At 69.8% G+C, this 23503-nt stretch carries 21 protein-coding genes; 4 read left to right on the forward strand and 17 right to left on the reverse strand.

Annotated elements, in window-relative coordinates; translation table 11 throughout:
• Positions 1-25: 25 nt before the first annotated feature.
• The 7 genes from NWFMUON74_RS33500 to clpB form a co-directional block, all read right to left on the reverse strand.
• Positions 26-742, reverse strand: a complete 717-nt coding sequence (locus NWFMUON74_RS33500) for a lysoplasmalogenase (RefSeq protein ID WP_187689576.1) — start codon at positions 740-742, stop codon at positions 26-28.
• A gap of 11 nt (positions 743-753) precedes the next feature.
• Positions 754-1770 carry a beta-ketoacyl-ACP synthase 3 gene (locus tag NWFMUON74_RS33505; protein ID WP_187689577.1) on the reverse strand — a complete coding sequence of 339 codons (1017 nt, stop codon included), beginning with the start codon at positions 1768-1770 and terminating at the stop codon, positions 754-756.
• Positions 1771-1805: 35 nt separating this feature from the next.
• On the reverse strand, positions 1806-2351 hold the full coding sequence (gene pyrE, locus NWFMUON74_RS33510; RefSeq protein WP_187685692.1) for an orotate phosphoribosyltransferase: 546 nt from the start codon (positions 2349-2351) through the stop codon (positions 1806-1808).
• Between the two features lie 5 nt (positions 2352-2356).
• Positions 2357-3169 (reverse strand): SDR family NAD(P)-dependent oxidoreductase, encoded by an 813-nt coding sequence (locus tag NWFMUON74_RS33515; RefSeq protein ID WP_187685693.1) that lies wholly within the window; start codon positions 3167-3169, stop codon positions 2357-2359.
• Positions 3170-3191: 22 nt separating this feature from the next.
• On the reverse strand, positions 3192-4352 hold the full coding sequence (locus NWFMUON74_RS33520; protein WP_232110727.1) for a type III secretion system chaperone family protein: 1161 nt from the start codon (positions 4350-4352) through the stop codon (positions 3192-3194).
• Between the two features lie 81 nt (positions 4353-4433).
• Positions 4434-5306, reverse strand: a complete 873-nt coding sequence (locus NWFMUON74_RS33525; protein WP_187685694.1) for a DUF5666 domain-containing protein — start codon at positions 5304-5306, stop codon at positions 4434-4436.
• Positions 5307-5331: 25 nt separating this feature from the next.
• The gene (gene clpB, locus NWFMUON74_RS33530; RefSeq protein ID WP_187685695.1) at positions 5332-7887 is read right to left on the reverse strand and encodes an ATP-dependent chaperone ClpB; all 2556 of its coding nucleotides are present in this window, start codon (positions 7885-7887) and stop codon (positions 5332-5334) included.
• Positions 7888-8158: 271 nt separating this feature from the next.
• Between clpB and NWFMUON74_RS33535 the strand changes: the two genes are divergently transcribed.
• The 3 genes from NWFMUON74_RS33535 (at position 8159) to NWFMUON74_RS33545 (ending at position 11313) form a co-directional block, all read left to right on the forward strand.
• On the forward strand, positions 8159-9091 hold the full coding sequence (locus NWFMUON74_RS33535) for an NADP-dependent oxidoreductase (RefSeq protein WP_187685696.1): 933 nt from the start codon (positions 8159-8161) through the stop codon (positions 9089-9091).
• A gap of 224 nt (positions 9092-9315) precedes the next feature.
• Positions 9316-10473: a globin domain-containing protein gene (locus NWFMUON74_RS33540; protein WP_187685697.1), complete on the forward strand. Its 1158-nt coding sequence runs from the start codon at positions 9316-9318 to the stop codon at positions 10471-10473.
• A gap of 57 nt (positions 10474-10530) precedes the next feature.
• Positions 10531-11313 carry an FAD-binding oxidoreductase gene (locus tag NWFMUON74_RS33545; protein WP_232110728.1) on the forward strand — a complete coding sequence of 261 codons (783 nt, stop codon included), beginning with the start codon at positions 10531-10533 and terminating at the stop codon, positions 11311-11313.
• Positions 11314-11369: 56 nt separating this feature from the next.
• Here the strand turns inward: NWFMUON74_RS33545 and NWFMUON74_RS33550 are convergent, their stop codons facing one another.
• From NWFMUON74_RS33550 to NWFMUON74_RS33590, 9 genes are all read right to left on the reverse strand, one after another.
• Positions 11370-11768 carry a heat shock protein transcriptional repressor HspR gene (locus tag NWFMUON74_RS33550; protein WP_232110729.1) on the reverse strand — a complete coding sequence of 133 codons (399 nt, stop codon included), beginning with the start codon at positions 11766-11768 and terminating at the stop codon, positions 11370-11372.
• Positions 11768-12949 carry a molecular chaperone DnaJ gene (dnaJ, locus tag NWFMUON74_RS33555; protein WP_187685700.1) on the reverse strand — a complete coding sequence of 394 codons (1182 nt, stop codon included), beginning with the start codon at positions 12947-12949 and terminating at the stop codon, positions 11768-11770. Before dnaJ ends, NWFMUON74_RS33550 begins: the two co-directional genes overlap by 1 nt.
• Positions 12950-12973: 24 nt before the next feature.
• Positions 12974-13642 (reverse strand): nucleotide exchange factor GrpE, encoded by a 669-nt coding sequence (gene grpE / locus NWFMUON74_RS33560; protein ID WP_187685701.1) that lies wholly within the window; start codon positions 13640-13642, stop codon positions 12974-12976.
• The gene (gene dnaK / locus NWFMUON74_RS33565) at positions 13639-15486 is read right to left on the reverse strand and encodes a molecular chaperone DnaK (protein ID WP_187685702.1); all 1848 of its coding nucleotides are present in this window, start codon (positions 15484-15486) and stop codon (positions 13639-13641) included. Before dnaK ends, grpE begins: the two co-directional genes overlap by 4 nt.
• Before the next feature lie 237 nt (positions 15487-15723).
• A complete protein-coding gene (locus tag NWFMUON74_RS33570) occupies positions 15724-16500 on the reverse strand; it encodes a DUF1707 SHOCT-like domain-containing protein (RefSeq protein WP_187685703.1) in 777 nt (258 codons plus the stop codon).
• 62 nt (positions 16501-16562) lie between these two features.
• The gene (locus NWFMUON74_RS33575) at positions 16563-17648 is read right to left on the reverse strand and encodes a DUF1707 SHOCT-like domain-containing protein (RefSeq protein ID WP_187685704.1); all 1086 of its coding nucleotides are present in this window, start codon (positions 17646-17648) and stop codon (positions 16563-16565) included.
• A gap of 61 nt (positions 17649-17709) precedes the next feature.
• Positions 17710-18360, reverse strand: coding sequence for an HhH-GDP family DNA glycosylase (locus NWFMUON74_RS33580; protein ID WP_187685705.1), 651 nt, complete (start codon positions 18358-18360; stop codon positions 17710-17712).
• Positions 18361-18402: 42 nt separating this feature from the next.
• Positions 18403-19455 carry an RNA polymerase sigma factor gene (locus NWFMUON74_RS33585; RefSeq protein ID WP_232110730.1) on the reverse strand — a complete coding sequence of 351 codons (1053 nt, stop codon included), beginning with the start codon at positions 19453-19455 and terminating at the stop codon, positions 18403-18405.
• Positions 19456-19538: 83 nt separating this feature from the next.
• A complete protein-coding gene (locus tag NWFMUON74_RS33590) occupies positions 19539-20411 on the reverse strand; it encodes a haloalkane dehalogenase (protein ID WP_187685706.1) in 873 nt (290 codons plus the stop codon).
• A 209-nt stretch (positions 20412-20620) separates the two neighbouring features.
• On the opposite strand from NWFMUON74_RS33590, the gene NWFMUON74_RS33595 reads away from it, so the two are divergent.
• A complete protein-coding gene (locus NWFMUON74_RS33595; RefSeq protein WP_187685707.1) occupies positions 20621-21781 on the forward strand; it encodes a zinc-binding dehydrogenase in 1161 nt (386 codons plus the stop codon).
• Between the two features lie 105 nt (positions 21782-21886).
• Here the strand turns inward: NWFMUON74_RS33595 and NWFMUON74_RS33600 are convergent, their stop codons facing one another.
• The gene (locus NWFMUON74_RS33600) at positions 21887-23488 is read right to left on the reverse strand and encodes a dynamin family protein (protein ID WP_425300450.1); all 1602 of its coding nucleotides are present in this window, start codon (positions 23486-23488) and stop codon (positions 21887-21889) included.
• Positions 23489-23503 lie beyond the last annotated feature (15 nt).

The raw sequence follows: 23503 nt of genomic DNA on the forward strand, positions 1-23503 counted from the left end.
GTCACACATCGCCGCGAGATCGCGTTCATCGCTGCTGAGCACCGCGTGACCGGGCAGGCCGCTGAGCATGAGCCCGCGGGTCGGTCAGAAGGTACTGGGCCGCGGCGTAGGTGGCGAGAATGACGCCCTCGGTGGTGCGGCGGGAACGGGTGGTGCGGGCGAACAGGCGGCGCAGCACGATCAGGCCGTCGGACACCGTGAACAGCAGTGCGCCGACGCCCAGCCTGCTGCGGGGATCGCGGCCCGGAAGATTCGTTCCCGCAATATTTTTCGCCGTCGGCGCCAACGCCGGATCCGACGCCAGCACGGCCGCGGTCCCCAGCGTGGCACCGTAGGCCGACAGCGGCACGGCGAGACGCGGGGTCCGCGCCCGCAACAGCGCACCCGCGCCCAGCCACGCCACCACCCGCGGCAGCGCCACGGCGGCCCGCGGCCGCGCACCCGAACGCCACCACAGCACCGAGTAACCGGCCTGCATCACCGCGAAAGCCGAAGCGCCCGCGACCAATCGGCGATCGTCGTCCGGGTCGATGAGCAGCACATCCCCAACCGTCGCGGCCCCCAGCGCACCGAGCAGCACCCGGCGCTCGGCGGGCGCCACGCCTCCGCTGCGCACCACATCGGCGGCCAGCAGCGGCATCAGCAGCGGCTTCGCCGCCCACTGCCAGCGGTCCCGGCCGGTGAGCGCACCGAACACGGTGGCGGCGGCAGCGGCGGCATAGGCCACGCGGAAAGGTCGCACGACAGTCACGCTCAGAAGCTCGGCTCGAGCGGCTTGGGCGGCAAGGTCACGACTTGCCCGGCGTAGCTGAGGCCCGCGCCGAAACCGAGCACCAGCGCCAGCTGACCGCCCTTCGCCTTGCCGGTCACCAGCATCTCCTCGATCGCCAGCGGGATCGAGGCGGCGGAGGTATTGCCCGTGTTCTCGATGTCGTTCGCCATCGGAATGTCCTCGCCCAGGCCGAGATTCTTCTTCATCAGCTCGTTGATGCGCGCGTTGGCCTGGTGCGGGACGAACACCTCGATGTCCTCCTTGGCCACGCCGGACCGTTCGAGCGCCGAGGACAGCGCCCGTGGCAGGGTGACCGCGGCCCACCGGAATACCCGCGGTCCCTCCATCCGCAGCGACATCCGCCCCACCGGCTCGATCGCCGGATCGGTGCCCTGCAGCGCCTGCGCCTTGTTCATGAACTCCAGGAAGTCGACATCCTGCGCGATCGCCCCGGCGTTCTCCCCGTCGCTGCCCCACACCGTCGGCGAGATGCCGTTCTCCTCGCTGGGGCCGATGACGACCGCGCCCGCGCCGTCGCCGAAGATCATCGCGGTGCCGCGGTCGGTCGGGTCGAGACCGACGGTCATCGTCTCCGCGCCGATCACCAGCACGTATTCGGCCGACCCGGCCCGGATCAGGTCGGCCGCCACCCCGACCCCGTAGCCGAAGCCACCACAACCGGAGGTCAGATCGAAGGCCGGAATACCGTTCATCCCCAGGTCGTAGGCCACGGCAGGAGCGCCGTGCGGGGTCAGCCGCAGCCAGCTGGAGGTGGCGAGCACCAGCGTGTCGATCCGCGAGCGGTCGACGCCGCTGTTGACGATCGCCCGCTCGCCCGCGGCCGCGGCCATCGATCGCAGCGTCTCGTCGCCGGAGATCCAGCGGCGATTGCGGATGCCGGTGCGTTCGAAGATCCATTCGGGGGTGGAGTCGAGAACCTCGCACACCTCGGCATTGCTGACGATCCGCCGCGGCCGGTAGGCGCCGATGCCGAGCATCGCGACGTTCTCGCGACCCCTGTTGACTGCGATATTCACCCGAGCGCCAGATCCTTCAACCCGAGAATCGAGCGGTACTCCAGTCCCTCGGCGGCGATCACCTGATCGGCGCCGGTCTCCCGGTCGACCACGGTCGCCACGCCCACCACCGTCGCACCCGCCTCGCGGAGCGCGCGCACCGCGGTGAGCGGGGAATTGCCGGTGGTCGTGGTGTCCTCCACGACCAGCACCCGCTTGCCCGTCACCTCCGGGCCCTCGATCTGGCGCTGCATGCCGTGCGTCTTGGCGGCCTTGCGCACCACGAACGCGTCCAGCGGACGGCCGGGGGCGTGCAGCATCGCCAGGGCCACCGGGTCGGCGCCCATGGTGAGACCGCCGACGGCGTCGAACTCCCAGTCCGACACCAGTTCCCGCAGCAGCTTGCCGATCAGCGGCGCCGCCTGGTGCTGCAGCGTCGCCCGGCGCAGGTCGACGTAGTAGTCGGCCTCCTTCCCCGACGACAGGATGACTTTGCCGTGCACGACGGCGAGCTCGCGCACGAGCTCGGCCAATCTGTCTCGGTCCGTGGTGGACTCGATCATCGTCGTTATGTCCTTCCGCGTGCGTTGAACATGCCTCGGTTGAGGCGGACCTGCACGGACCGCGGGATCAGTCCGGCGACCGCCGTCAGCGCTTTGTACTGCACACCGGGCACGCTGATCACCCGGTCCTTCGCCAGATCGCGCAGCGAAACGGCCACGACCTGATCGACACTGAGCCACATCGGTTTCGGCAGCGACGACATCTCGATGCCGGCCCGCCGATGGAATTCGGTGCGCACGAATCCCGGACACAGGGCCTGCACCCGGACCCCGGTTCCGGTCAGTCCGCCGGCCAATCCCTCGCTGAAGGATATGACGTAGGACTTGGAAGCCGAATACGTCGAGCCGCGGCCGGGCACCAGACCGGCGATGCTGGCGACATTCACCACCGAGCCCTTGGCAGCGGCGATCATCGGCGGCAGCGCGGCGCGGGTCAACTGCACCACCGCGGTGACGTTGACGTCCAGCTGCGCCTGCAACCGCTCCGGGTCGACGGTCCAGAATTCGCCGGTGAGGCCGAATCCCGCGTTGTTGACCAAGAATTCGACGCCCTTGCCGACGCGCTCGGCCACGCGGTCGCGGTCGGCGGCCACGGCCAGGTCGGCGCGCAGGATCTCCGACCGCGTGTCGAAGCGGCGGTGCAACTCGTCGGCCAGGGCGGTGAGCCGCTGCTCGTCGCGGGCCACCAGCACCAGGTCGTAGCCCAGCGCGGCCAAGCGCTCGGCATAGCCGTGGCCGATTCCGGAGGTGGGACCGGTGACCACGGCGACGGGACGGATGGCGCCGGGCAGGCGCGCGGCGGCAGAGGTGTCGGTCATGCAGCCATCATCCCGCACCCCGTCATCGGGGTGCGGGCCCCTGATACGGGCGGAATCCGGGATGGAACGGGCCGCCCGGCTGCTCGGGCTGCTCGACGAAATCGTCGTCGAAATCGGCTGCGGCGGAATCGCTCTCGTCGTCGTCGGGAAGTTCCTCGGCGGGCGGCCAGTCGCGGCGGACGCGGTTGCGCGGATCGGGCACCACGGCCAGTTGCGGGCGGCGCGGCGGCTCCGGTTCCGTCTCGCCGGCGATGTCGCCGAGCAGCGGGGCGAAGTCGGCGTCACCGGCCGCGTACTCGTAGCGCCGGTCCTCGGCGAAGCGCGCATCGTCGTCGGCGTCGCGGTCGGCGGGGGCACGGTCGGGGTCGGTGTCGTCGCGGTAGCGCCGGTCCGCCACGAACTCGCGATCGTCGAAGTCCCGCTCCTCGTCGTAGGCGCGGCGGTCGGCGAACTGCGGCCCCTCGTCGAAGCGCGAATCCTGCTCGCGCGGCGGCTGTTCCGCACGGGGGTGACCCGGATCGTGCGGCTCCGGTTCGCGGGGTTCGGGGTCCCGGCGGCCGTCGCCGCCGCCCGCCACCGGCGGCAGCACGTGCAGCAGGCCCGACAACCGCAGTACGGCGTCGATGGCGGCCTCCCACTCCCGCGACGACGTGCCCACCGAGAGCATGCCGAGGGTCCAGTTGCCCTCGCTCCACAGCTGCTGCACCGAATCCGGGAGGGATTCGATGAACGCCACCATGCGCTGGTCGACGGCGTGGCGGGCGATGTCCGGGTTGGTCGCGAACACCACCCGGTCGCCGATCGCGCCGAGCAGCTCCAGATCGTGGTCCTTGGGCGGCGCGGCCGTCTTCAACCGCAGGTCGATATCGATATCGGAGCCGATCTGGCGGCGCACGGCGACGAGCGTGGCCGCGTCCTCCAGATCGAACAGTACGAATTTCTCGCCCTTGCGGTTACCGGAGACCACGTCCACCGCGGACAGATAGCCGAGTTTGGCCATCGCACCGCGGCGCCAGTTGGCCGCCAGCGACGGTTCGACCGAGACATAGGTGTATCCCTGGGATTTTGCCCAGACCTGCCGCACATGACCGGTCCGCTGGCGCTGGAGGCGGTCGAAATACAGCAGCACGATCGCACCCACCAGTGCGATCGCCGCGAGTCCGAACCAGATTGCTGCCGTCATCGCCACCGAGTCTAGTTCCCGCGCGCCCGGCACGGTGGGTGCCCGCTGCTGTGTCTGCGCGCCGCGCCGAACCGCGGGGTGTCAGCGGGGCGGAGTCAGCGAGGTACTGATGATGATCTTGGCCTGAATCGCGCCGTCCGCGGCCTTGTCGCCCTGCACCACCACCATGTCGCCGGGGCGCAGATCGGCGACCTTGCCCGAACCGGCCGTGATCACCTGGGTCTTGGCGTCGGTGTGCACGGTGACCAGCGAACCGAGCAGCGATTCGATGGTCAGGGTGGCGCCGTCGTTGGTGCTGATCGCGCCCATGGTGGCGCCGATGTTGTCGATATCGCCGAGGCCGGGCAGCGACGGCAGGCTCTGCTGCGGGCCGCCGGAGCCGCCGGGCGGGATCACCGGCTGCCGGGTAGGGACCGGCCGGGTGGTCGTGGCCGCGGCACTGCTGGTGGACGACGAGTCGTTGCCCGCCAGGTACGCGCCCGCGGCGATTCCGCCCAGCACGACCAGCACGAAGATCGCGGCCGTCAGCCCGATCCACAGTCCGGTGCGTTTGCGGCGCGGCGGTTCCACCGGCAGACCGGTCGGGCCGAGCTGTTCGGTGGGGGCGTTCGGCGGTCCCCCGGCCCACTGCTGCCCGTATCCCGGCTGCTGCCCGTATCCCGGCCCGGGTTCGTAAGCGCCCCAAGCACTGTCGTAGGGCGGGATCTCCCGGGTCGCGTTGGGACCGGGCGGCTGGTCGAAGTAGGAATACGGTTCGGCCGTCTCGTACGGAGCGGTCTGCTGATACGGCCCGCCGGGATACGGCACCGTCGGATCCGCACCCTGGCCGTACGCCTCCGAGTATTCCGACGTGTGCAGCGTCGGATCTTCGGACCGGCCCGGCGCGCCGAGTTTCTCGGTCGGCGCGTCGGGCGAATCCGGCCGCTGCGCCCACGGGTCGCTCGGATTCGTCATGCCACCCAGCGTAGGGGCAGCGGTGCTACTTGCCCACGATCAGGCCGTCGCCGTCGGGAGAGACGCCGACCTTCACCAGGTCGCCGTCGATGACCTCGCCGGCCAGTAGCTCCTTGGCGAGTGAGTCGCCGATGGACTGCTGGATCAGCCGGCGCAGCGGGCGGGCGCCGTAGGCGGGGTCGTACCCGCGTACCGCGAGCCAGAACCGCGCCGAATCGCTGACGTCCAGCTTCAGCCGCCGCTGTGCCAGCCGCTTCTGCAGCTGCTCGAGCTGGATGTCGACGATGTGCTCCAACTGCTCCTCGTCGAGCGACTGGAACATCACCACGTCGTCGAGGCGGTTGAGGAACTCCGGCTTGAACGCCGAGCGCACGGCGTTCATCACGAAATCCTTCTCGCCGCCCGCCCCCAGGTTGGAGGTGAGGATGAGGATGGTGTTGCGGAAGTCGACCGTGCGGCCCTGGCCGTCGGTCAACCGGCCCTCGTCGAGCACCTGCAGCAGGATGTCGAACACGTCCGGGTGCGCCTTCTCGATCTCGTCGAACAGCACCACCGTGTACGGCCGCCGCCGCACCGCCTCGGTCAGCTGACCACCCTGGTCGTAGCCGACATAGCCGGGCGGGGCGCCGACCAGCCGAGCCACCGAGTGCTTCTCGGAGTACTCGCTCATGTCGATGCGGATCATGGCGCGCTCGTCGTCGAACAGGAAGTCCGCCAACGCCTTCGCCAGCTCCGTCTTACCGACACCGGTCGGGCCGACGAACATGAACGAGCCGGTCGGGCGGTTCGGGTCGGCTACTCCGGCCCGCGCGCGGCGCACCGCGTCGGACACGGCCACCACCGCGTCGCGCTGACCGACGACCCGCTTGCCGAGTTCGTCCTCCATTCGCAGCAGCTTCTGCGTCTCGCCCTCGAGCATGCGGCCCACGGGAATTCCGGTCCACGACGACACCACCTCGGCGATATCGTTGGGCCCGACCTCTTCCTGGAGCATGACCTCACCGTCGGCGGCCGTCCCGGCCTTCCGCTCGGCCTCGTCCAGCTGCTTCTCCAGCTGCGGGATGCGGCCGTAGCGCAGCTCGGCGGCCTTGCCCAGATCGCCGTCGCGCTCGGCGCGCTCGGACTCGCCCTTGAGCGTCTCCAGCTCCTCCTTGATGACCCGCACCGAGTCGATGGCCTGCTTCTCGTTCTGCCAGCGGGCCATCAGCTGGTTGAGCTTCTCGCGGTCGTCGGCCAGCTCCTGGCGCAGCTTCTCCAGCCGCAGCTTGGAGGCCTCGTCGGTTTCCTTGGCCAGTGCCATCTCCTCGATCTCGAGGCGCCGCACGGCCCGCTCGACCTCATCGATCTCGACGGGGCGCGAGTCGATCTCCATGCGCAGCCGCGAGGCCGACTCGTCGACCAGGTCGATCGCCTTGTCGGGCAGGAACCGGGAGGTGATGTAGCGGTCGGACAGCGTCGCCGCGGCGACCAGCGCGGAGTCGGTGATGCGCACGCCGTGGTGCACCTCGTAGCGCTCCTTGAGCCCGCGCAGGATGCCGATGGTGTCGGCGACCGACGGCTCGCCGACCAGCACCTGCTGGAAGCGCCGCTCCAGGGCGGGGTCCTTCTCGATGTGCTGGCGGTACTCGTCCAGCGTGGTCGCGCCGACCAGCCGCAGCTCGCCGCGGGCCAGCATCGGCTTGATCATGTTGCCCGCGTCCATGGCGGACTCGCCGGTGGCGCCCGCGCCGACGATGGTGTGCAGCTCGTCGATGAAGGTGATGATCTGGCCGGCGCTCTGCTTGATCTCCTCGAGCACGGCCTTGAGCCGCTCCTCGAATTCACCGCGATACTTCGCCCCGGCGACCATCGCGCCCAGGTCGAGGGCGACCAGACGCTTGCCGCGCAACGACTCCGGCACGTCACCGGCGATGATGCGCTGGGCCAGGCCCTCCACGATCGCCGTCTTGCCGACGCCCGGCTCACCGATCAGCACCGGGTTGTTCTTGGTGCGACGGCTGAGGACCTGCACGACACGGCGAATCTCGGTGTCGCGCCCGATGACCGGATCGAGCTTGCCCTCGCGGGCGGCGGCGGTCAGATCGGTGGAGTACTTCTCCAGCGCCTGATAGCTACCCTCCGGATCTGGTGAGGTGACGCGGGCGTTGCCGCGCACGGCGGTGAACGCCTCGCGCAGCGCGTCGGCGGTGGCGCCGTACTTCAGCAGCAGCTGCGACACATCGGAGTCGCCGGCGGCCAGGCCCACCATCAGGTGCTCGGTGGAGACGTACTCGTCGCCGAGTTCGGTGGCCAGCTTCTGCGCGGCGGTGATCGCGGCCAGCGCCTCGCGGCCGAGTTGGGGGGAGGTGGTGGCACCGGTCGCCCGGGGCAGGCGGTCGACGATGTCCTGTGCCTCGCGCCGGACCGTCGCCGAATCGACCGCGACAGCCTTGAGCAGTGGGGCGGCGATGCCGTCGGTCTGATCCAGCAACGCCACCAGCAAGTGCGCCGGACGGATCTCCGGATTGCCCGCGGCCGAGGCCGCCTGCAGGGCAGCGGTCAGCGCCGCCTGGGTCTTGGTGGTGGGATTGAACGAGTCCACATTCACCTTCCTACTTGTCGTTTCGCACAGCGCTCGGCGTGGTGCGCGCTGTTCCAGTAGGTCCAACGCGGCGGGGGTTGAGTCTGTTCCGCTCAAGTTTGCGTAATTTCCCGGCCGTGCGCAAGGACTACCCCGCTGGGCCCCCGCGTCCCGCCACGAAGCAAACCGACTGCTCCGAATTACGGCGACTTCCGCTCCGGTCTGCATACGATGGCCCCGTTCGACGCATCAACCCGCCGCCCGACAACCGTTCCCGGACGAAGGAGCAGCGATGCGCGCGATGGTGGTCCCCGACTTCGGCGGCACCCCGCAACCGGCCGAGATGCCCACACCCACCCCGGGCCCCGGCGACATCCAGATCCGCATCGAGGCGGCGGGGGTCAATCCCTACGACCGCAAGCTCGTCGACGGAATTCTGAAAGACCGCCTGCCCTACGACTTTCCGATGATCCCCGGCGTCGACGGCGCCGGGACGGTATCGGCGGTCGGCCCCGGGACGACCGCGTTCGCCGTGGGCGATCGAGTGGTCGGCAAGTTCCTGATCCCGCCCGTCGGGCACGGCACCTTCGCCGAATACCTCACCGCGCCCGAAACCAAGGCCACGCCCATCCCCGGCCAGCTCACCGCGATCCAGGCCGCCGCGCTGCCGACGGCGGGCCTCACCGCCCAGGACCTGGTCGACGCCACCGAACTCGGTCCCGGGCAGCGGGTGCTGATCAACGGCGCCGCGGGCGGGGTCGGATCCTTCCTGGTGCAGCTTGCCAACGCCGCGGGTGCGGAGGTGATCGCCACCGCCCGGCCCGCCGACGCCGACCGGATGATTCGGCTGGGCGCGACGGAGGTGGTCGACTACACCCGCGCGCCCGTCGCCGACTCGGTGCTGTTCACCCACTCCGACGGCATCGATGTGCTGTTCGACCTGGTCTCCGACGGCCCGGCTCTGACCGAGGTGGCGCGCGTCGTGCGCCCGGGCGGCATCGTGTACAGCACCGTCATGTCCGCCGACGAGGCCGCGCTGCACGCCCGCGGGCTGCACGGCGGCAACTTCGAATCCACCGGCGGCGCCCCGGAATTGGGCCGCCTGCTGCGGCTGGTGGCCGCGGGTGACGTGGTGGTGCCGATCGAGGCGATCCGCCCGCTGACCGACGCCCCGGCCGTGCTCGGTGCGCGCGGCGCGCGCGGTAAAACCGTGCTAGTACTTTGACCTGGTAACAACCACGCCGCTCGCCCACCCGGCCCGCGAACATCCCGCGCCGGGCGCGTGGAGTGCCGGAAACATGATGTTACGGGTTTGGCCGTTTGTGATTGTGGGTAAAGCAATCCGCTCATAATCGTGCGACCACGATGTTTTCGGGGATACTTGACGCGAAGGATCGCCGTACCAGGCGGTTCCCCCGATATCTACCCCCAGAAAGGAAGCTCGACGTCGTGGATGCGCGTACGGCTGCGCTGGTCCGCGCCAACTTCCGGTCGGTGGTCGAGGCGCCGAGCGGGCCCGATCGGCTGATCAGCGCGTTCTACGGGCACCTGTTCGCCGAGAACCCCCGGTTGCGCGAACTCTTCCCGCCGACGATGGACATGCAGGCCAAACGGCTCATGACCGCGATCGGATTCGTCCTCGACCATCTCGAGGATTGGGACCGCGCACAACGCTTTCTCGAGCAACTCGCGCGCGACCATCGCAAGTACGGCGTCGAGGCGGCCCACTACGACCTGGCCGGGCGGGCCCTGGTCGCCGCGTTCCGCACCTACAACGGGCCGGTCTGGACCCGGCAGCTGGAAGAGGGCTGGCGCGACATCAGCATCCTCATCTCCGCGTCGATGGCGATCGGCGCCAATTCCGACAAGTCCCAACCGTATTGGGAGGCGACGGTCGTCGGGCACCGCCGCGTCCTCGACGACCTGGCCATCGTGCGGCTGCAGTCGGAGAGCCCGATCCCGTACCAGGCCGGGCAGTACGTGCCGGTATCGATTCCGCAGCGGCCCAAGATGTGGCGCTACCTCTCACCGGCCATCCCCACGAACCCCTACGGCGAGATCGAGTTCCACGTCCGCAAGGTGCGCACCGGCTGGGTCAGCCCCGGCATCGTCAACGAGACGCAGGTCGGCGACAAATGGCTGATCGCCGGGCCACTCGGCGGGCTGCACGTGGAACGCAACAGCGGACGCGATGTGCTGATGATCGGTTCGGGCACCGGAATCGCCCCGCTGCGCGCGCAACTGATCGAGATGGGGCGGCGCGGCACCAATCCGCGGGTGCACTTCTTCATCGGCGGCCGCTATCCGTGCGACCTCTACGACGTGGAGAACATGTGGCAGCTGTCGCTGAGCAATCCGTGGCTGACCGTGGTGCCGGTGTGCGAGAACGAATCCAACCCGTGGTGGCACCCGTATCCGCCGGCCGACCCGCCGTTCGGGATGCACCGGCGGCTGATCGGTAATCTGGGCGCGGTGGTCGCCAGCATGGGCGCGTGGGCGGACCGGCAGATCCAGATCGCGGGGTCGGCACGGATGATCGCCGATACCAAGCGCGCCCTGATGGCGGTCGGCACACCGGAGTGGGCGATCATGTCGGATCCGGTGTGATCACCGTCATCCCGGCCCGGCATGACGCGAACCGTTCGACCGAAGAGGGGAAGCCCAGTGACCATCGGGCCCGACGAGACCGGTGAGATCCATCTCGACACGCAGGAATGGAACTCCACGGTGGTGGGCCACCACCGGCTGCGCCACGACCTCGCGGTGATCCGGCTGATCGGCGAGTACGTGCCGTTCACCGCCGGCCAATCGGTGGAAGTGCAAGTGCCGCAACATCCGGGCCTGCGGCGGCGACTGTCGCCCGCGCTGCCGCCCTCGCTGGACGGCAAGCTGGAGTTCCACGTCCGCACCGTGCCCGGCGGCTGGTGCAGCGGCTCCATCGTCGCCGACACCCGTCCCGGCGACCAGTGGCGCATCGGCGCTCCGGCGGGCTGGCTGACCGTCGACGACTGGACCACCGACGTCGTGATGATCGCGGGCGGAACGGGTTTGGCGCCGCTGCGCTCGCTGCTGCTGGAGCTGGCTCGCCGCCCCGAACCGCCGCGCACCCACCTGTTCGTCGGCGGCCGCTTCCCCCGCGACCTGTACGCCTCGGACATGCTGTTCCTGCTGACCCGCGAAACCCCATGGCTCACCGTGGTTCCCGTGGTGGAGAGCGCCTACGACCCGGACTGGCCGGACCAGTGGTACGAGGACTGCCGGGTGGACGCCGGCTTCGATGTGGACGAGATGCTGGAGGGCACGCTCGCCGAGGTGGTCGGCGACATGGGTCCGCTGCTCAACCATCAGGTGCTGGTGTGCGGTTCGCCGGGCATGGTCCGGGCCACCGTCGACCGGTTGATCCAGACGGGCACTCCGGCGGAAGCCATCCGCTACGAAGGGGTGTAGCGCAAGAACAGCGCCCCCTTCCGGGAGCGCTGTTCGACAGGGCATTTCGCGGGTGCCTACCGCCGCTTGTTGCGCGGCTGCCACACCACCAGCGCCGTACTGCGCTGCGGCGGAGTGAGTTCCGCACGGTAACCGGCACGCAGCCGCTCCACCTCCGCCGTCAGCTCGCGGACCCGCTCCTGCAGGCCCTCGACCTCGTTGGTGAGTTCGATGATCCGCTTGATGCCCGCCAGGTTGACGCCCTCGTCCTGGGACAACCGCTGCACCTCGCGCAGCAGCTCCACGTCCCGCGCCGAGTAGCGCCGCCCGCCGCCCGAAGTACGTTGCGGCGTCACCAGGCCCAGCCGGTCGTACGTGCGTAGTGTCTGCGCGTGCATACCGGCCAGCTGGGCGGCCACCGAGATCATGAAGAACTCGGTGGTATGGGTGTGAGCCTTCTTCGCATCTCCGTTCATCACGCACCTGCCCATCCAGCACGCGGGTCGAACCCGCTGGTCTTCTCCGCTTCCGCGTAGCGCCGCAGCGCCTCGGTAGCATTGTCGTCCAGCTTCTGCGGTACCGCGACCTTCACCGTGACGAGCAGGTCGCCCGCGCCGCCGCCCCGCTTGGGGACGCCGCGCCCGCGCACCCGCAAGGTACGCCCGTCGGCGGTGCCCGGCGGTACCTTCACACCGACCCGGCCCTCCAGGGTCGGCACGGAAACCGTTGTCCCCAGCACCAATTCGGTATAGCTGACCGGCAGTACCAGGGTCAGGTCGTCGCCGTTGCGGCCGAAGACCTTGTCCTGACTGACGTGCACCGTGACGAACAGGTCGCCCGCCGGCGCACCCCGCAGACCCGCCTCGCCCTGACCGGCCAGCCGGATGCGCTGACCGTCCCGCACGCCCGGCGGGATCCGCACGGTGATGGTGCGGGTCCGGTTCTGGATACCGGTGCCGCGGCAATCGGAGCACGGGTCGTCGATGATCGACCCGGTGCCGCGGCAGTCGTCGCAGGGCTCGCTGAAACCGAACGCACCCTGGTTGCGGCTGACCACGCCGGTTCCGTTGCAGTGCGGGCAGACTCGCGGGCTGGTGCCCGGCTTGGCGCCGCTGCCGTGGCAGGTGGTGCACGGCGACGGGCTGGTCATCCGCAGTGGGACCGTCACGCCCTGGGCGGCCTCGCGGAAGCCCAGGGTCGTCTCGGTCTCCACGTCGCTGCCGCGGCGCGGACGCGACGAGGCACGCGCCCCGCCGCCCCGATTGAACAGGCCGCCGAGCAGATCGCCCAGACCGCCGTCGCCACCCGCGGCGGCCGCACCGCCGAAGATGTCGCCGAGGTTGAACTCACCGGTGGCGAACCCGCCGGGCCCGTACGCTCCGCTGCCGCCCGGGGAGAAGCCGCCGCGGCCGAAACCGCCACTGGCGAACAGCCGCCGGGCCTCGTCGTACTCCTTGCGCTTGGCCGGGTCCGACAGCACGGCGTGCGCCTCGCTGACGGCCTTGAACCGTTCCTCGGCCTTGGTGTCCCCCGGGTTCTTGTCCGGGTGGTTGTCACGAGCCAGCTTGCGGTAGGCCTTCTTGATGTCGTCCTGGCTCGCGCTGGAGGAAATACCCAGCTCTTTGTAGAAGTCCTTTTCCAGCCACTCCCGATTCACCGGGCATCTCCTCCTTCCCGATTCTTACGCGATGCCGTCGGCATTGTCGCCAACGTTCGGAACGTCCGGTGTCTCCACCAGATCCGCTACCCCGTCGGTGACTCCTACCAGCGCGTGCCGGAGAACTCGATCACCGAAGCGGTAACCCTTGCGCATCACTACGCCGATCACCGGGTTGTGGCCCTCGCCCTCGTGCTGCACGGCCTCGTGCAGCGTGGGGTCGAACGGCTCACCCTCCGCGCCGAACTCCTCCAGGCCCTGCTTGCTCAGCGCGTCGACCAGCTTGTCGGCCACCGACTTCAGCGGGCCGGAGTCCAGATCGCCGTGCGCGCGGGCGCGGTCGAGATCGTCGAGCACACCAAGCAGTTCGGTGACGACCGCCGCCTTCGCCGTGTCGATGGTGGCCTTGCGGTCACGTTCGACCCGACGCCGGTAGTTGGCGTACTCGGCGGTCAGCCGCTGCAGATCGGAGGTGCGCTCGGCCAGTTCGGCGCTGATCGTGTCGGCGAGGGCCGCGCCGTCGCCGGACTCGGCTCCCGCGGATTCCGGGGCGGGGGCCGCGGCCTCGGCCGCGGTGTCCCCGCCCGCACTCTGCGGAGCAGAGCTCGCGGAACGACCCTCGAACTCCGACGGATCGATCTTTCGCTTGTCCACGATGGTGATCGGCTCCTGTTCGGGGTTCTCGGCGGTCACTTCTTCTCCGGCTCTTCCACGACCTCGGCGTCGACGACGGTGTCATCGGCGGCGGAACCGGAGGATCCGCCGGCTCCGTTCTCGGAGGCGGCCTGCTCGGCGGCCGACGCCTCGTAGATCGCCTGGCCCAGGGCCTGCGACTCGGTGGCCAGCTTCTCCACCGCCGCCTTGACTGCCGCGGTGTCGGTGCCCTTCAGCGCCTCCTTGGCCTCGCCGATGGCGGCCTCGACCTTGCTCTTCACCTCGGCGGGGACCTTGTCCTCGTTCTCGGCGATGAACTTCTCGGTCTGGTGCACCAGCGACTCCGCCTGGTTGCGGGTCTCCGCCTCCTCGCGACGCGCCTTGTCCTCGGCCGCGTGCGCCTCGGCGTCCTTCACCATGCGCTCGATCTCCTCCTTGGACAGGCCGGAGCCGTCCTGGATCTTGATCGTGTTCTCCTTGCCGGTGCCCTTGTCCTTGGCGGTGACGTGCACGATGCCGTTGGCGTCGATGTCGAAGGTGACCTCGATCTGCGGCACGCCGCGCGGGGCCGGCGGGATGCCGGTCAGCTCGAAGGAGCCGAGCAGCTTGTTGTGCGAGGCGATCTCGCGCTCACCCTGGAAGACCTGGATCTGCACCGACGGCTGGTTGTCGTCGGCGGTGGTGAAGGTCTCCGAGCGCTTGGTCGGAATGGTGGTGTTGCGCTCGATGAGCTTGGTCATCACGCCGCCCTTGGTCTCGATGCCCAGCGACAGCGGGGTCACATCGAGCAGCAGGACGTCCTTGACCTCGCCCTTGAGCACACCGGCCTGCAGGGCGGCGCCGACGGCGACGACCTCGTCCGGGTTCACGCCCTTGTTGGGCTCCTTGCCGCCGGTCAGCTCGCGGACCAGGTCGGTCACCGCGGGCATGCGGGTCGAACCACCCACCAGCACAACGTGATCGATGTCCTTGACCGAGATACCGGCGTCCTTGATCACCGACTGGAACGGCTGCCGGGTGCGGTCGAGCAGATCCGAGGTGATCTTCTGGAACTCGGCGCGGGAGAGCTGCTCGTCGAGGAACAGCGGGTTCTTCTCGGCGTCGACGGTGATGTAGGGCAGGTTGATCGAGGTGCTCTGCGAGGAGCTCAGCTCGATCTTGGCCTTCTCGGCGGCCTCACGCAGCCGCTGCATGGCCATCTTGTCCTTGGTCAGGTCGATGCCCGAGCTGGACTTGAACTTGTCGACCAGCCAGGTGACGACCCGGTTGTCCCAGTCGTCGCCACCGAGGTGGTTGTCACCGGAGGTGGCGCGGACCTCGACGACGCCCTCGCCGATCTCCAGCAGCGACACGTCGAAGGTGCCGCCACCGAGGTCGAAGACCAGGATGGTCTGTTCCTTCTCGCCCTTGTCCAGGCCGTACGCCAGCGCCGCCGCGGTGGGCTCGTTGACGATGCGCAGGACGTTCAGGCCCGCGATCTGGCCGGCCTCCTTGGTGGCCTGGCGCTGCGCGTCCTCGAAGTAGGCGGGGACGGTGATGACCGCGTCGGTGATCTCCTCACCGAGGTAGGCCTCCGCGTCGCGCTTCAGCTTCATCAGCGTGCGCGCCGAGATCTCCTGCGCGGTGTACTTCTTGTCGTCGATCTCCACGGTCCAGTCCTCGCCCATGTGGCGCTTGACGGACCGGATGGTGCGGTCGACGTTCGTGACGGCCTGGTTCTTCGCCGGCTGGCCGACCAGCACCTCACCGTTCTTGGCGAAGGCGACGATCGACGGGGTGGTGCGCGATCCCTCCGAGTTGGCGACGACGACCGGCTCACCGCCTTCGAGAACGGCGATGACCGAGTTCGTGGTCCCGAGGTCGATACCGACCGCACGAGCCATGGTTGTTCCTCCTAATTGACGTCCTGGTGTGTGATGCGGGCGAGGACCTCGCCCACACAACGCACGGAGCACGGTCCCAGCAACGCTGAGCGTGGTCGGCTCAATCCTGCCTGCCGACTCCTTACGAGTCAACCGAGGACTTGAGTCCGTCGCACTCAACCTTGCATCGATCAGCTCAACGAGCGGCAGGCGGGATCAATTCCCGGACGGGGAAGAAATTTTTCGACGGCCCCGCGCTCAGCGATTCGCCGGAAACACCTCGAGCACTTCGCCCGCCGGACCGACCGCCATGTGGCCCGTGCCGAGGGTGCCCTCGGTGTAGATGGTGATGGCCGGGCCGTCGTCGAGCAGATCCGTGTCGCGCTGGATCGAGAGGTGACCGACCACCCCTTCCGGAGTGGCCAGGGTCTGCGGGGCACCGGCGAGACAGCGCGCCAGCAGCGGCAGATCGATGGCACCGAGGTCGAACGGCTGCACGCTCGGATCGCGTTTGCTGACCGACGAACCGTCGAATTTCCCACGGTAGGTGAAGCTCTCCGTGCCACCCGGCACGCCGCGTTCGAAGGAAGCATGCGTCGGATGCAGCGTCAGCTCGTCCACCATCAGGTCGCCGAAGTGCGCACGGTAATCGGCGAGGAAGAATTCGATACCGCGCACGGTGGTCAGGTCGGGCAGCTCCGAGCCGGAACCCGGCCGATCGGTGGCCGCTACCCCGACGAGCGCCCCGACCGCCGCGGCGGCGGCTACGGCGGCGACCGCGGGAATCCATCGCCGCGATCGTCGTCGCCGCTGGGGATTCACCACCGCGCTCCGGACCAGATTGCGGGGTATCTGCAGATCGCGGACCAGTGCGTCGAGGTCGCCGAAAGTCTTGGCGCGCAACGCCGCCGACGTCCGATCGGCATGTTCGTCCGCCGTGAGCTGGCCGTCGTCGCGGGCGGTGTCCAGCAGGGCGCAGGCGTCCACCCGATCCGCGTCACGCACCCGCAGCCCGCTGTGCCGGGTCGGGCTCACGGCGTCACACTCGGTGCGCGCCGACCCGTTGACTCACTCGCGAGCGTGTCCACAATCCATCCCTATCTCTTGAACGGGTAGACCCGCACTCCGTCACCGGCGGGAGTGGCCTGCAGGTACCCGTTCTCGCTGAACTTGTTACCCACATAGACGGAGATCCGCGGAAGGCCGGAGATGGTGTCCGGCCCGAGACCGATGTGCGTCACCGCTCCGCCGTCGACCCGAGTCTGTTCGAGGGCCTGCGACACCAGTCGGCCGAGCACACCCGGGTCCACCGCGGCCAGATCGAAGGTCGGCGTGTCCACCGGCCGTGTCGTCGGTTCGCCACTGGGCAGGAAACCACCCCGGTAGGTCCATCGGATCACCCGGTTCGGTTGTCCCGGCGGTGCCGCCTCGAGCGAGGCGTGCCCGGGGTACAGGGACAGATCGTCCACGACGGTCGTGCCGAACTTCGCCCGGTACTGCTCCCGGATCAACGCGAAGCCCTCGGCGGTGGGCGGGGCGGGCATCGGGACCACCAGCGGCTGCACCGCCTCCGGGACCACGCCGGGCGTCGCGACCGGCTCGGCCGTCGAGCGATGGGTCAGGGCGAAGCCCGCGACCGCGGCGCACACCGCCGCCACCGCCACAGTTGCCGCGAACACGCCGCGGTACGAGCGCGGCCGCCGCGGCTGGGCCGGTGCGTCGGCCGGGCGCTGCAGGTCCGCGGTCAGCTCGCCGAGATCACCCAGAGTCTTTGCCGCTCCGGCCAATTCGGTCAGAGCGCGATGATCGTCCGCGGACAGCTGGCCGTCGCCGAGCGCGGCATCCAGGATCAGGCACGCGGCCGCGCGATCGGCCTCGCGGGCGCGGACGGTCGGCGGATACGTCCCGGGCCGCTGCCGGACCCGCAGCGACGCCGGATCGGGTAACGAGAGATCCGCGCTCTCCGGCGACGCCTGCAGGTCGGCGACCAAGGGGTGCAACTGCGCCAATGTCTCGGCGGCCGCGGCACGTTCGGAGCGCTCGTGGTACTCGTCGGCGCCGAGCTGGCCCTCCTCGTAGGCGATGTCCAGCCGGGCGCGCGTATTCACCCGATCGACGTCGCGGGCTCGAAGCCGTCCCGTCTCGGCCGAGTATCCCGGCGATCCGGACGATTTCGACACCACATCCGGATAGTAATGCCAGTTCCCCGGCCGATCGCCACTAACGGCGGATCGGACGGATCGATCAATGGGCGGCGGCCAGTACCTCCTCGGCCAGCTTGCCGTCGAGGCTCACTCGGACCAGGGCCGCGGCCAGTTCGGCGTCGTGGCCGCGCTTGCCCAGCCGGTCGAGGACCTCGGGGTCGGTGGGCAGGTGGAGCTGTTCGGCTCCCTTGCGGGCGCGTCGGTCGAAATGCGGACGCACCCAGGTCCAGACGTCCTGGATTTCGCGCAGGAAGATGTCCGCGCCGACCGGGCCGATCCCGTTGAACTGCTGCAGCAGTTCGGCGAGGCGCTTCGGGTCGCGACCGGCCTCGTCGGCCAACCGGCGCAGGTCGCCGTGATACTTCTCGAGTATCAGCCTGGCGTTCTCGCCCAGCCGGGTGGCGGTGGATTCGTCGTAGCGCTTGTAATGGCCGCGGCCCAGCGCGTCGACCAGTTCCTGCCACTCGGCATCGGCGACCCGCCGCGGCGTGTTGTACCCGGACCGGTTCAGCTCACGGGCCGCGGCGAGCGCGATCTCCGCCGAGATGCGGGCACTCAGCAACTCGGCCAGCACGAGCAGCTGGAACACCGGCGCGGGCTTGTCCGCCAGCTCGATACCGGCCTCGGTGGCGTAGCTCGTCCCGGCACGCTCCAGCAACACCCGCACGACTGTGTCGTCGTCTCGACTCATATCCACACCTCCTCGGCGTCGGCGTACCCCGGGCACGGGCGCCTACACGAGGCGGTCCGTGTCCTCGAGCATAGGGAAACGGCCGGAACGCAGGAGTTCGGCGATGGCTTCGGCACGGGCTCGAGGGAGGGCGTAGTCGGGGTGGGCGCGGAAGATGGCGGCCGCGTCGTGGAGTCGGACCATCTGTGCCTCGGCTCGGGCGGCGGTACGGCCGCCGGGGGTCACGGGGTGGGAGGCGAACGCCGGATGCGCCGGGTCGAGGCGGCCGAGGGCCACCGCCCGGTCCACGCGCCGGGCACAGCGACAGGCGGCGGCCGGGTTCGCCAGGCCGCAGGACGAGGTCAAGAAGGCGCCGAGGCGCTTCTTGGCTCGCTCCAAGCGCTTTCGGTAGGCGGCCGCGGTGGTGTCGAGAATCCAGGCGGCCTCGGCTGAACTCAGCTCGAACACGTCGCCGAGCACGAACGCGACCCGTTCCTCCCGGGACAGGCACTGCAGCATGCCCTGGCTGCAGCTGAGCCGGACCTCGCTGGTGAGCACGGCGGCCTCCGGCCCGCGGTACTCCTGCTCGGCCAGTCCGTCACGCAACCCGGCGCCGAAGTCGTCCAGCGACAGCTGCGCCGCCTCCTGCGGGCTACGCCGACGCAGATTGAGCAGGTGGTTCACGCCGATGCGGTAGGCCCAGGTGGTCAACTTCGCCTCGGCCCGGTAGGTATCGAGCGCGCCGAGCACCCGCAGCAGGATCTCCTGCACCGCGTCCTCGGCATCCGCGGGCCGCCCGACCATCCGCAACGCCAGCCGATACAGCGGATCCCGCAGCAACCGGACAACTTCGGTCACCGCGTCCCGCTCCCCCGCCACAGCCCGCACCACCAGCGCGGCCTCCGCATCGAACCCACTGCCGGTCTCCGCATCGAACCCACTGCCGGTCTCCGCATCGAACCCACTGCCGGTCTTCGCATCGAACCCACTGCCGGTCTTCGCGCCGAGCCCACTGTCGGCCTCCGCATCGAACCCACTGCCGGTCGTCGTGCCGAGCCCACTGTCGGAGGCAACGCCCATCACGGCGGCGGGGGGCGTAACCGGATCCGCTGTCATCACCACATGGTTCGCTGCGGGGGCGCGCCGCGCAACCTGCCGCTGGTGAGGCGGGCTCGGGCGGGAGGCGACCGCGCTCGGGATCACCCGGCGGGATCGATGTGCAGCAGCGCGTGCTTGTCCAGCCAGTGCGCCACCGCCGAACCGATGGCATGCGGCTGGTCCTCCGGGGCGTGATGCCCGGCCTGGCCTATCGCGGCGACTTCGGCGGACGCGAAAGTCGCCGCGGCCCAGTCGATGGCCTCCCCGGAACCGAGGCCTACGCCGTTGTCCACAGCCATCAACAGCTTGGGGATTCCGGGCGAGTCCGCCATCCAGCGGCCGTAGTTCTCGATGATCGCGACGACATCGGCGGGCTCGCCGTCGAGCGGCAGCTCCCGCGGCCACACCAGCATCGCCAGCCGCGACCGCGGCGTCGGGTAGTAGCCCCGGTAGACGTCGTGCGCCGCGGGATCGAGGTTCCTGGTGGAGTGCGGCAGGTTGAATTCGATGAACATGTTGTCCTGCAACACCATTCGCTCGCCCTCGGGCGAACGGAAGCGGCGGAACAGGTCGGCGCCCAGCGGCGGCATCTCGGCCCAGCGCATCGGCCGCAGGAACGTCTCCACCACCGCGATCCCCCGTACTCGGTCCGGATGCCGTGCCGCCCAGTGCATCCCGAGCGCTCCGCCCCAGTCGTGGCCGACGATCACCACCCGATCCAGATCGAGGGCATCGAACCACGCATCGAGGTAGCGCGCGTGGTCGACGAAACGGTACCCGCTGTCGGGTTTTCCGGAGTCGCCCATGCCGATCAGGTCCGGCGCCAGCGCCCGGGTCCGATCGCTCACGTGCGGAATCACCGACCGCCACAGATACGAGGAGGTCGGGTTGCCGTGCAGGAACACGACCGGGACCGCGCCGTCGCCGGTGTCGCGGTAGTGGATGAACGAGTCGATAACGTCGATGGTGGGCATCGCCGGTGTCCTTCCGTGAGTTGCTTACATCCGGTTGGACACGGCTGCGCGGGCGCTGTGACAGCTCGATGCCGTGAGCTGGGTCACCGACGGGTCGGCCGCGCATCGTGGCGGGGCGGCCGCGATATCGCCGACTATCTGGTGGACGTCGTGATCCCGGAGTCGCGGACCCGGCAGTGGACCGAGGGTGACCGGGGTACCGTGCGGGTATGAAGGCGGTCGTCTGTTCCGAAGGCAAGCTGGAGGTCGCGGATCTGGAGGGGCCGCGGCCCGGGCGGGGGCAGTTGCTGATCAATGTGCTCCGGTGCGGGATCTGCGGCTCCGACCTGCACGCTCGGGTGCACTGCGACGATCTTGCCGACCTAGCCGCGACCACGGGTTACGACCACTTCATGCGATCGGACCAGCGGGTGGTGCTCGGACACGAATTCTGCGGGGAGGTCGTCGAATACGGCCCGGGCTGCCGCACACGGTGGCGGCCCGGCACCCGGGTGGTGGCGCTGCCCATCCTGCGAAACGGGCGCGAACCCCAGCTGACCGGCCTGTCGGTGCACGCGCCCGGCGGGTACGCCGAACAGGTCGTCGTGCAGGAGGCGATGACCTTCGCGGTGCCGAACGGGCTCTCACCCGATCATGCCGCGCTCACCGAACCCATGGCGGTGGCCTGGCACGCGGTGCGCAAGGGCCGGGTCGGCAAGGGGCAGACGGCGTTCGTGATCGGGTGCGGCCCGATCGGTCTCGCGGTCATCACCATGCTGCGGGCGGCGGGGGTGAAAACCATTGTCGGCAGCGACTTCTCACCGCGCCGCCGGGAGCTGGCGGTACGTTGCGGCGCGGATGTGGTGGTCGATCCCGGCACCGAATCGCCGTGGACCGCGGTACCGAAGAAGGGCCGCGTCACCGGCGTCACCGACGTGCTGAATCTCGGTTTCGACGCGATGGAGCGGCTGCGGCGCATCCCGAACCTGCCGTGGTGGTACGCATTCCGGCTGGCCCACACCCTGAACGCGGGTCCGGCCGGGCCGGTGGTGTTCGAATGCGTCGGCGTGCCGGGCATCATCGACCAGATCCTCACCGCCGCACCGCCGCTGACGCGGGTGGTGGTGGTAGGCGTCTGCATGGAGTCCGACCGGTTCCAACCGGCGATGGCCATCAACAAGGAGATCGAGCTCCGCTTCGCGTTCGGCTACGACCCCGGCGAATTCCGCGACACCCTGCACATGATCGCCGACGGCAAGGTCGACCCGGCCCCGCTGATCACCGGCACGGTCGGCCTGGACGGCGTGGACGACGCCTTCACCGCCCTCGGCAATCCCGAGCAGCACGCCAAGATCCTCATCGACCCGGCGAGCACCGCCACCGCCCCTTGACCCCGGCCCCGGCCACGCGCTGAGCCAGCCGCCGCGCACTCGTCCAGCGGCTCGGCCGCGCCGGACAGTCACGACGGCAAGGGCTTCGGTCGAACTCGGCAGGGCTCAGCGCCCGGCATCGCGCTGCGTACGGATGCGCGGCAGTGGGTTCGTTTCGGGTGCGCCGAGCTGTTCGACCAGGCCCTCCGCGCTGCGCGCGCCGGTCTCGCAGGCGTTGGCGGTGGCGCGGTCGACGAGTGGATGGCGAGCTCTGGTGCGCCACTTGCGCACGGCGGCAAGGGCCGCGGCGCGCAGTTCGGACGGCGAGGCGGTGCCGGGCAGGCCCAGGCGGGTCGCGGCGGCGATGCCGGAACCGCCGATCAAACGGTGCAGTTCGGCGAGATCGTCAGCGGGCAGGGGGAATTCGTCGGTGCGCAGCCGTCCGAGCAACCGTAGTTCGGCGAATCCGTGGACATCGGCGAGCAGGGTGCGCACCCGCGGCAGCAGCCGGTCGGCGGCCGTTCCCGGGTAGCCGGTCAGGACACGGGCCAGTGCCGTCAGCGCCGAATGGGCCTGCAGTTGGTCGGCGCGCTCGGCGAACTGCACCGCCAGCACCGAACGCAGCTCGTCCAGCCCGCTGTGCCGGGTCAATTCCGCTGCGAGCGTGCCGGAGTCGCGCACGCCGAGCCGGATCAGCGTGACCGCCATGCGAATTCCGAACAGGCCGAAGCGCGCGGACAGATGGGCCCGCAGGTCCGGCTCGATCGGCAGCGGCAGGTCCGGGCGGGCGAAGCGATCCGCCGACAACAGTGCGGCATTCAACTCCGCCACCGGCGCCGCGGCCAGCGCCTCGAACGCGTCGTACTCACGCTGCCGCAGAGTGGCCGCGGCGAAGGCGAGCAGGCCCGCCACCGGAATCACGGCCTGGCACAATCCCGTTCGCTCCAGTTCTCCCGCGAACCGGTCGGCCACCTCGCGCGCGGAATGCAGTGCGTCGATGCCGCCCGCGCCGATCTCGTCGGCGCGCGAGACCACCCCGATCACGCCCAGCGGCCCGGTAACTCCCTGGCCGTCGACTCCTCGGCCGACAACTCCCCCCAATCTCTCGAGCAGGTCGAGATCCGCGGAATCCAGGCGGCGCATCAGGTAGACGACGGCGTCGGCGGCGGGCAGCGGATCATCGGCCGGGTCGCCCGGCGTCAGCAGCCGCGTCGTCCGCAGCGAGATGTCGCGCGACAACGAGGACGTGCCGGGGGTGTCGATGATGGTGGTGCGTGCCAGCGCGCCGGAGGGCCAGTCCACCTCGAGGTGGTCCACCTCGTGCGGTCCGCCCGCATTCCAGCGCAGTGCCGACAGATCGAAGGTCAGGCCGTGTGCTCCCGGCAGTCCGCCCACGCCGGGCACCCGGCGGACCACCACGTCGGCGCGGGCGCCACCGGCGGCCACCGCCGTCACCCGCGGCGTGGCGCCGTGCCGGTACCAGGTCACGGTGCGGGTGCACTCGGTGGCGTCGGTCGGTGCGATATCCTGCCCGGCCAGCGCGTTGAGCAGCGTCGACTTCCCGGCCTTGAGCTGACCCACCAGCGCCACGCGCAACGGCTGATCCAGCCGCCGCGCGCACTCGTCCAGCAGTTCGGCCGGGCGCGACCGCGGGGCGAACGCCTGCGCCGCGGCCCCGATCAGCCGCCGCGTCTCCGGCACGATCCCCCCGGTGACCTCGAAACTCACGCGGCAACCGTACCG

It is taken from the genome of Nocardia wallacei, from assembly GCF_014466955.1.
GTDB classification, from domain to species: Bacteria; Actinomycetota; Actinomycetes; order Mycobacteriales; family Mycobacteriaceae; genus Nocardia; species Nocardia wallacei.

Excerpts from the sequence above, each read along its gene's own strand:
- NWFMUON74_RS33515 (WP_187685693.1), bottom strand. The coding sequence starts at position 3,169 with ATGACCGACACCTCTGCCGCCGCGCGCCTGCCCGGCGCCATCCGTCCC.
- NWFMUON74_RS33585 (WP_232110730.1), bottom strand. The coding sequence starts at position 19,455 with ATGACAGCGGATCCGGTTACGCCCCCCGCCGCCGTGATGGGCGTTGCC.
- dnaK (WP_187685702.1), bottom strand. The coding sequence starts at position 15,486 with ATGGCTCGTGCGGTCGGTATCGACCTCGGGACCACGAACTCGGTCATC.
- NWFMUON74_RS33535 (WP_187685696.1), top strand. The coding sequence starts at position 8,159 with ATGCGCGCGATGGTGGTCCCCGACTTCGGCGGCACCCCGCAACCGGCC.
- NWFMUON74_RS33520 (WP_232110727.1), bottom strand. The coding sequence starts at position 4,352 with ATGACGGCAGCAATCTGGTTCGGACTCGCGGCGATCGCACTGGTGGGT.
- NWFMUON74_RS33590 (WP_187685706.1), bottom strand. The coding sequence starts at position 20,411 with ATGCCCACCATCGACGTTATCGACTCGTTCATCCACTACCGCGACACC.
- NWFMUON74_RS33550 (WP_232110729.1), bottom strand. The coding sequence starts at position 11,768 with ATGAACGGAGATGCGAAGAAGGCTCACACCCATACCACCGAGTTCTTC.
- NWFMUON74_RS33505 (WP_187689577.1), bottom strand. The coding sequence starts at position 1,770 with ATGCTCGGCATCGGCGCCTACCGGCCGCGGCGGATCGTCAGCAATGCC.
- pyrE (WP_187685692.1), bottom strand. The coding sequence starts at position 2,351 with ATGATCGAGTCCACCACGGACCGAGACAGATTGGCCGAGCTCGTGCGC.
- NWFMUON74_RS33595 (WP_187685707.1), top strand. The coding sequence starts at position 20,621 with ATGAAGGCGGTCGTCTGTTCCGAAGGCAAGCTGGAGGTCGCGGATCTG.
- NWFMUON74_RS33580 (WP_187685705.1), bottom strand. The coding sequence starts at position 18,360 with ATGAGTCGAGACGACGACACAGTCGTGCGGGTGTTGCTGGAGCGTGCC.
- NWFMUON74_RS33525 (WP_187685694.1), bottom strand. The coding sequence starts at position 5,306 with ATGACGAATCCGAGCGACCCGTGGGCGCAGCGGCCGGATTCGCCCGAC.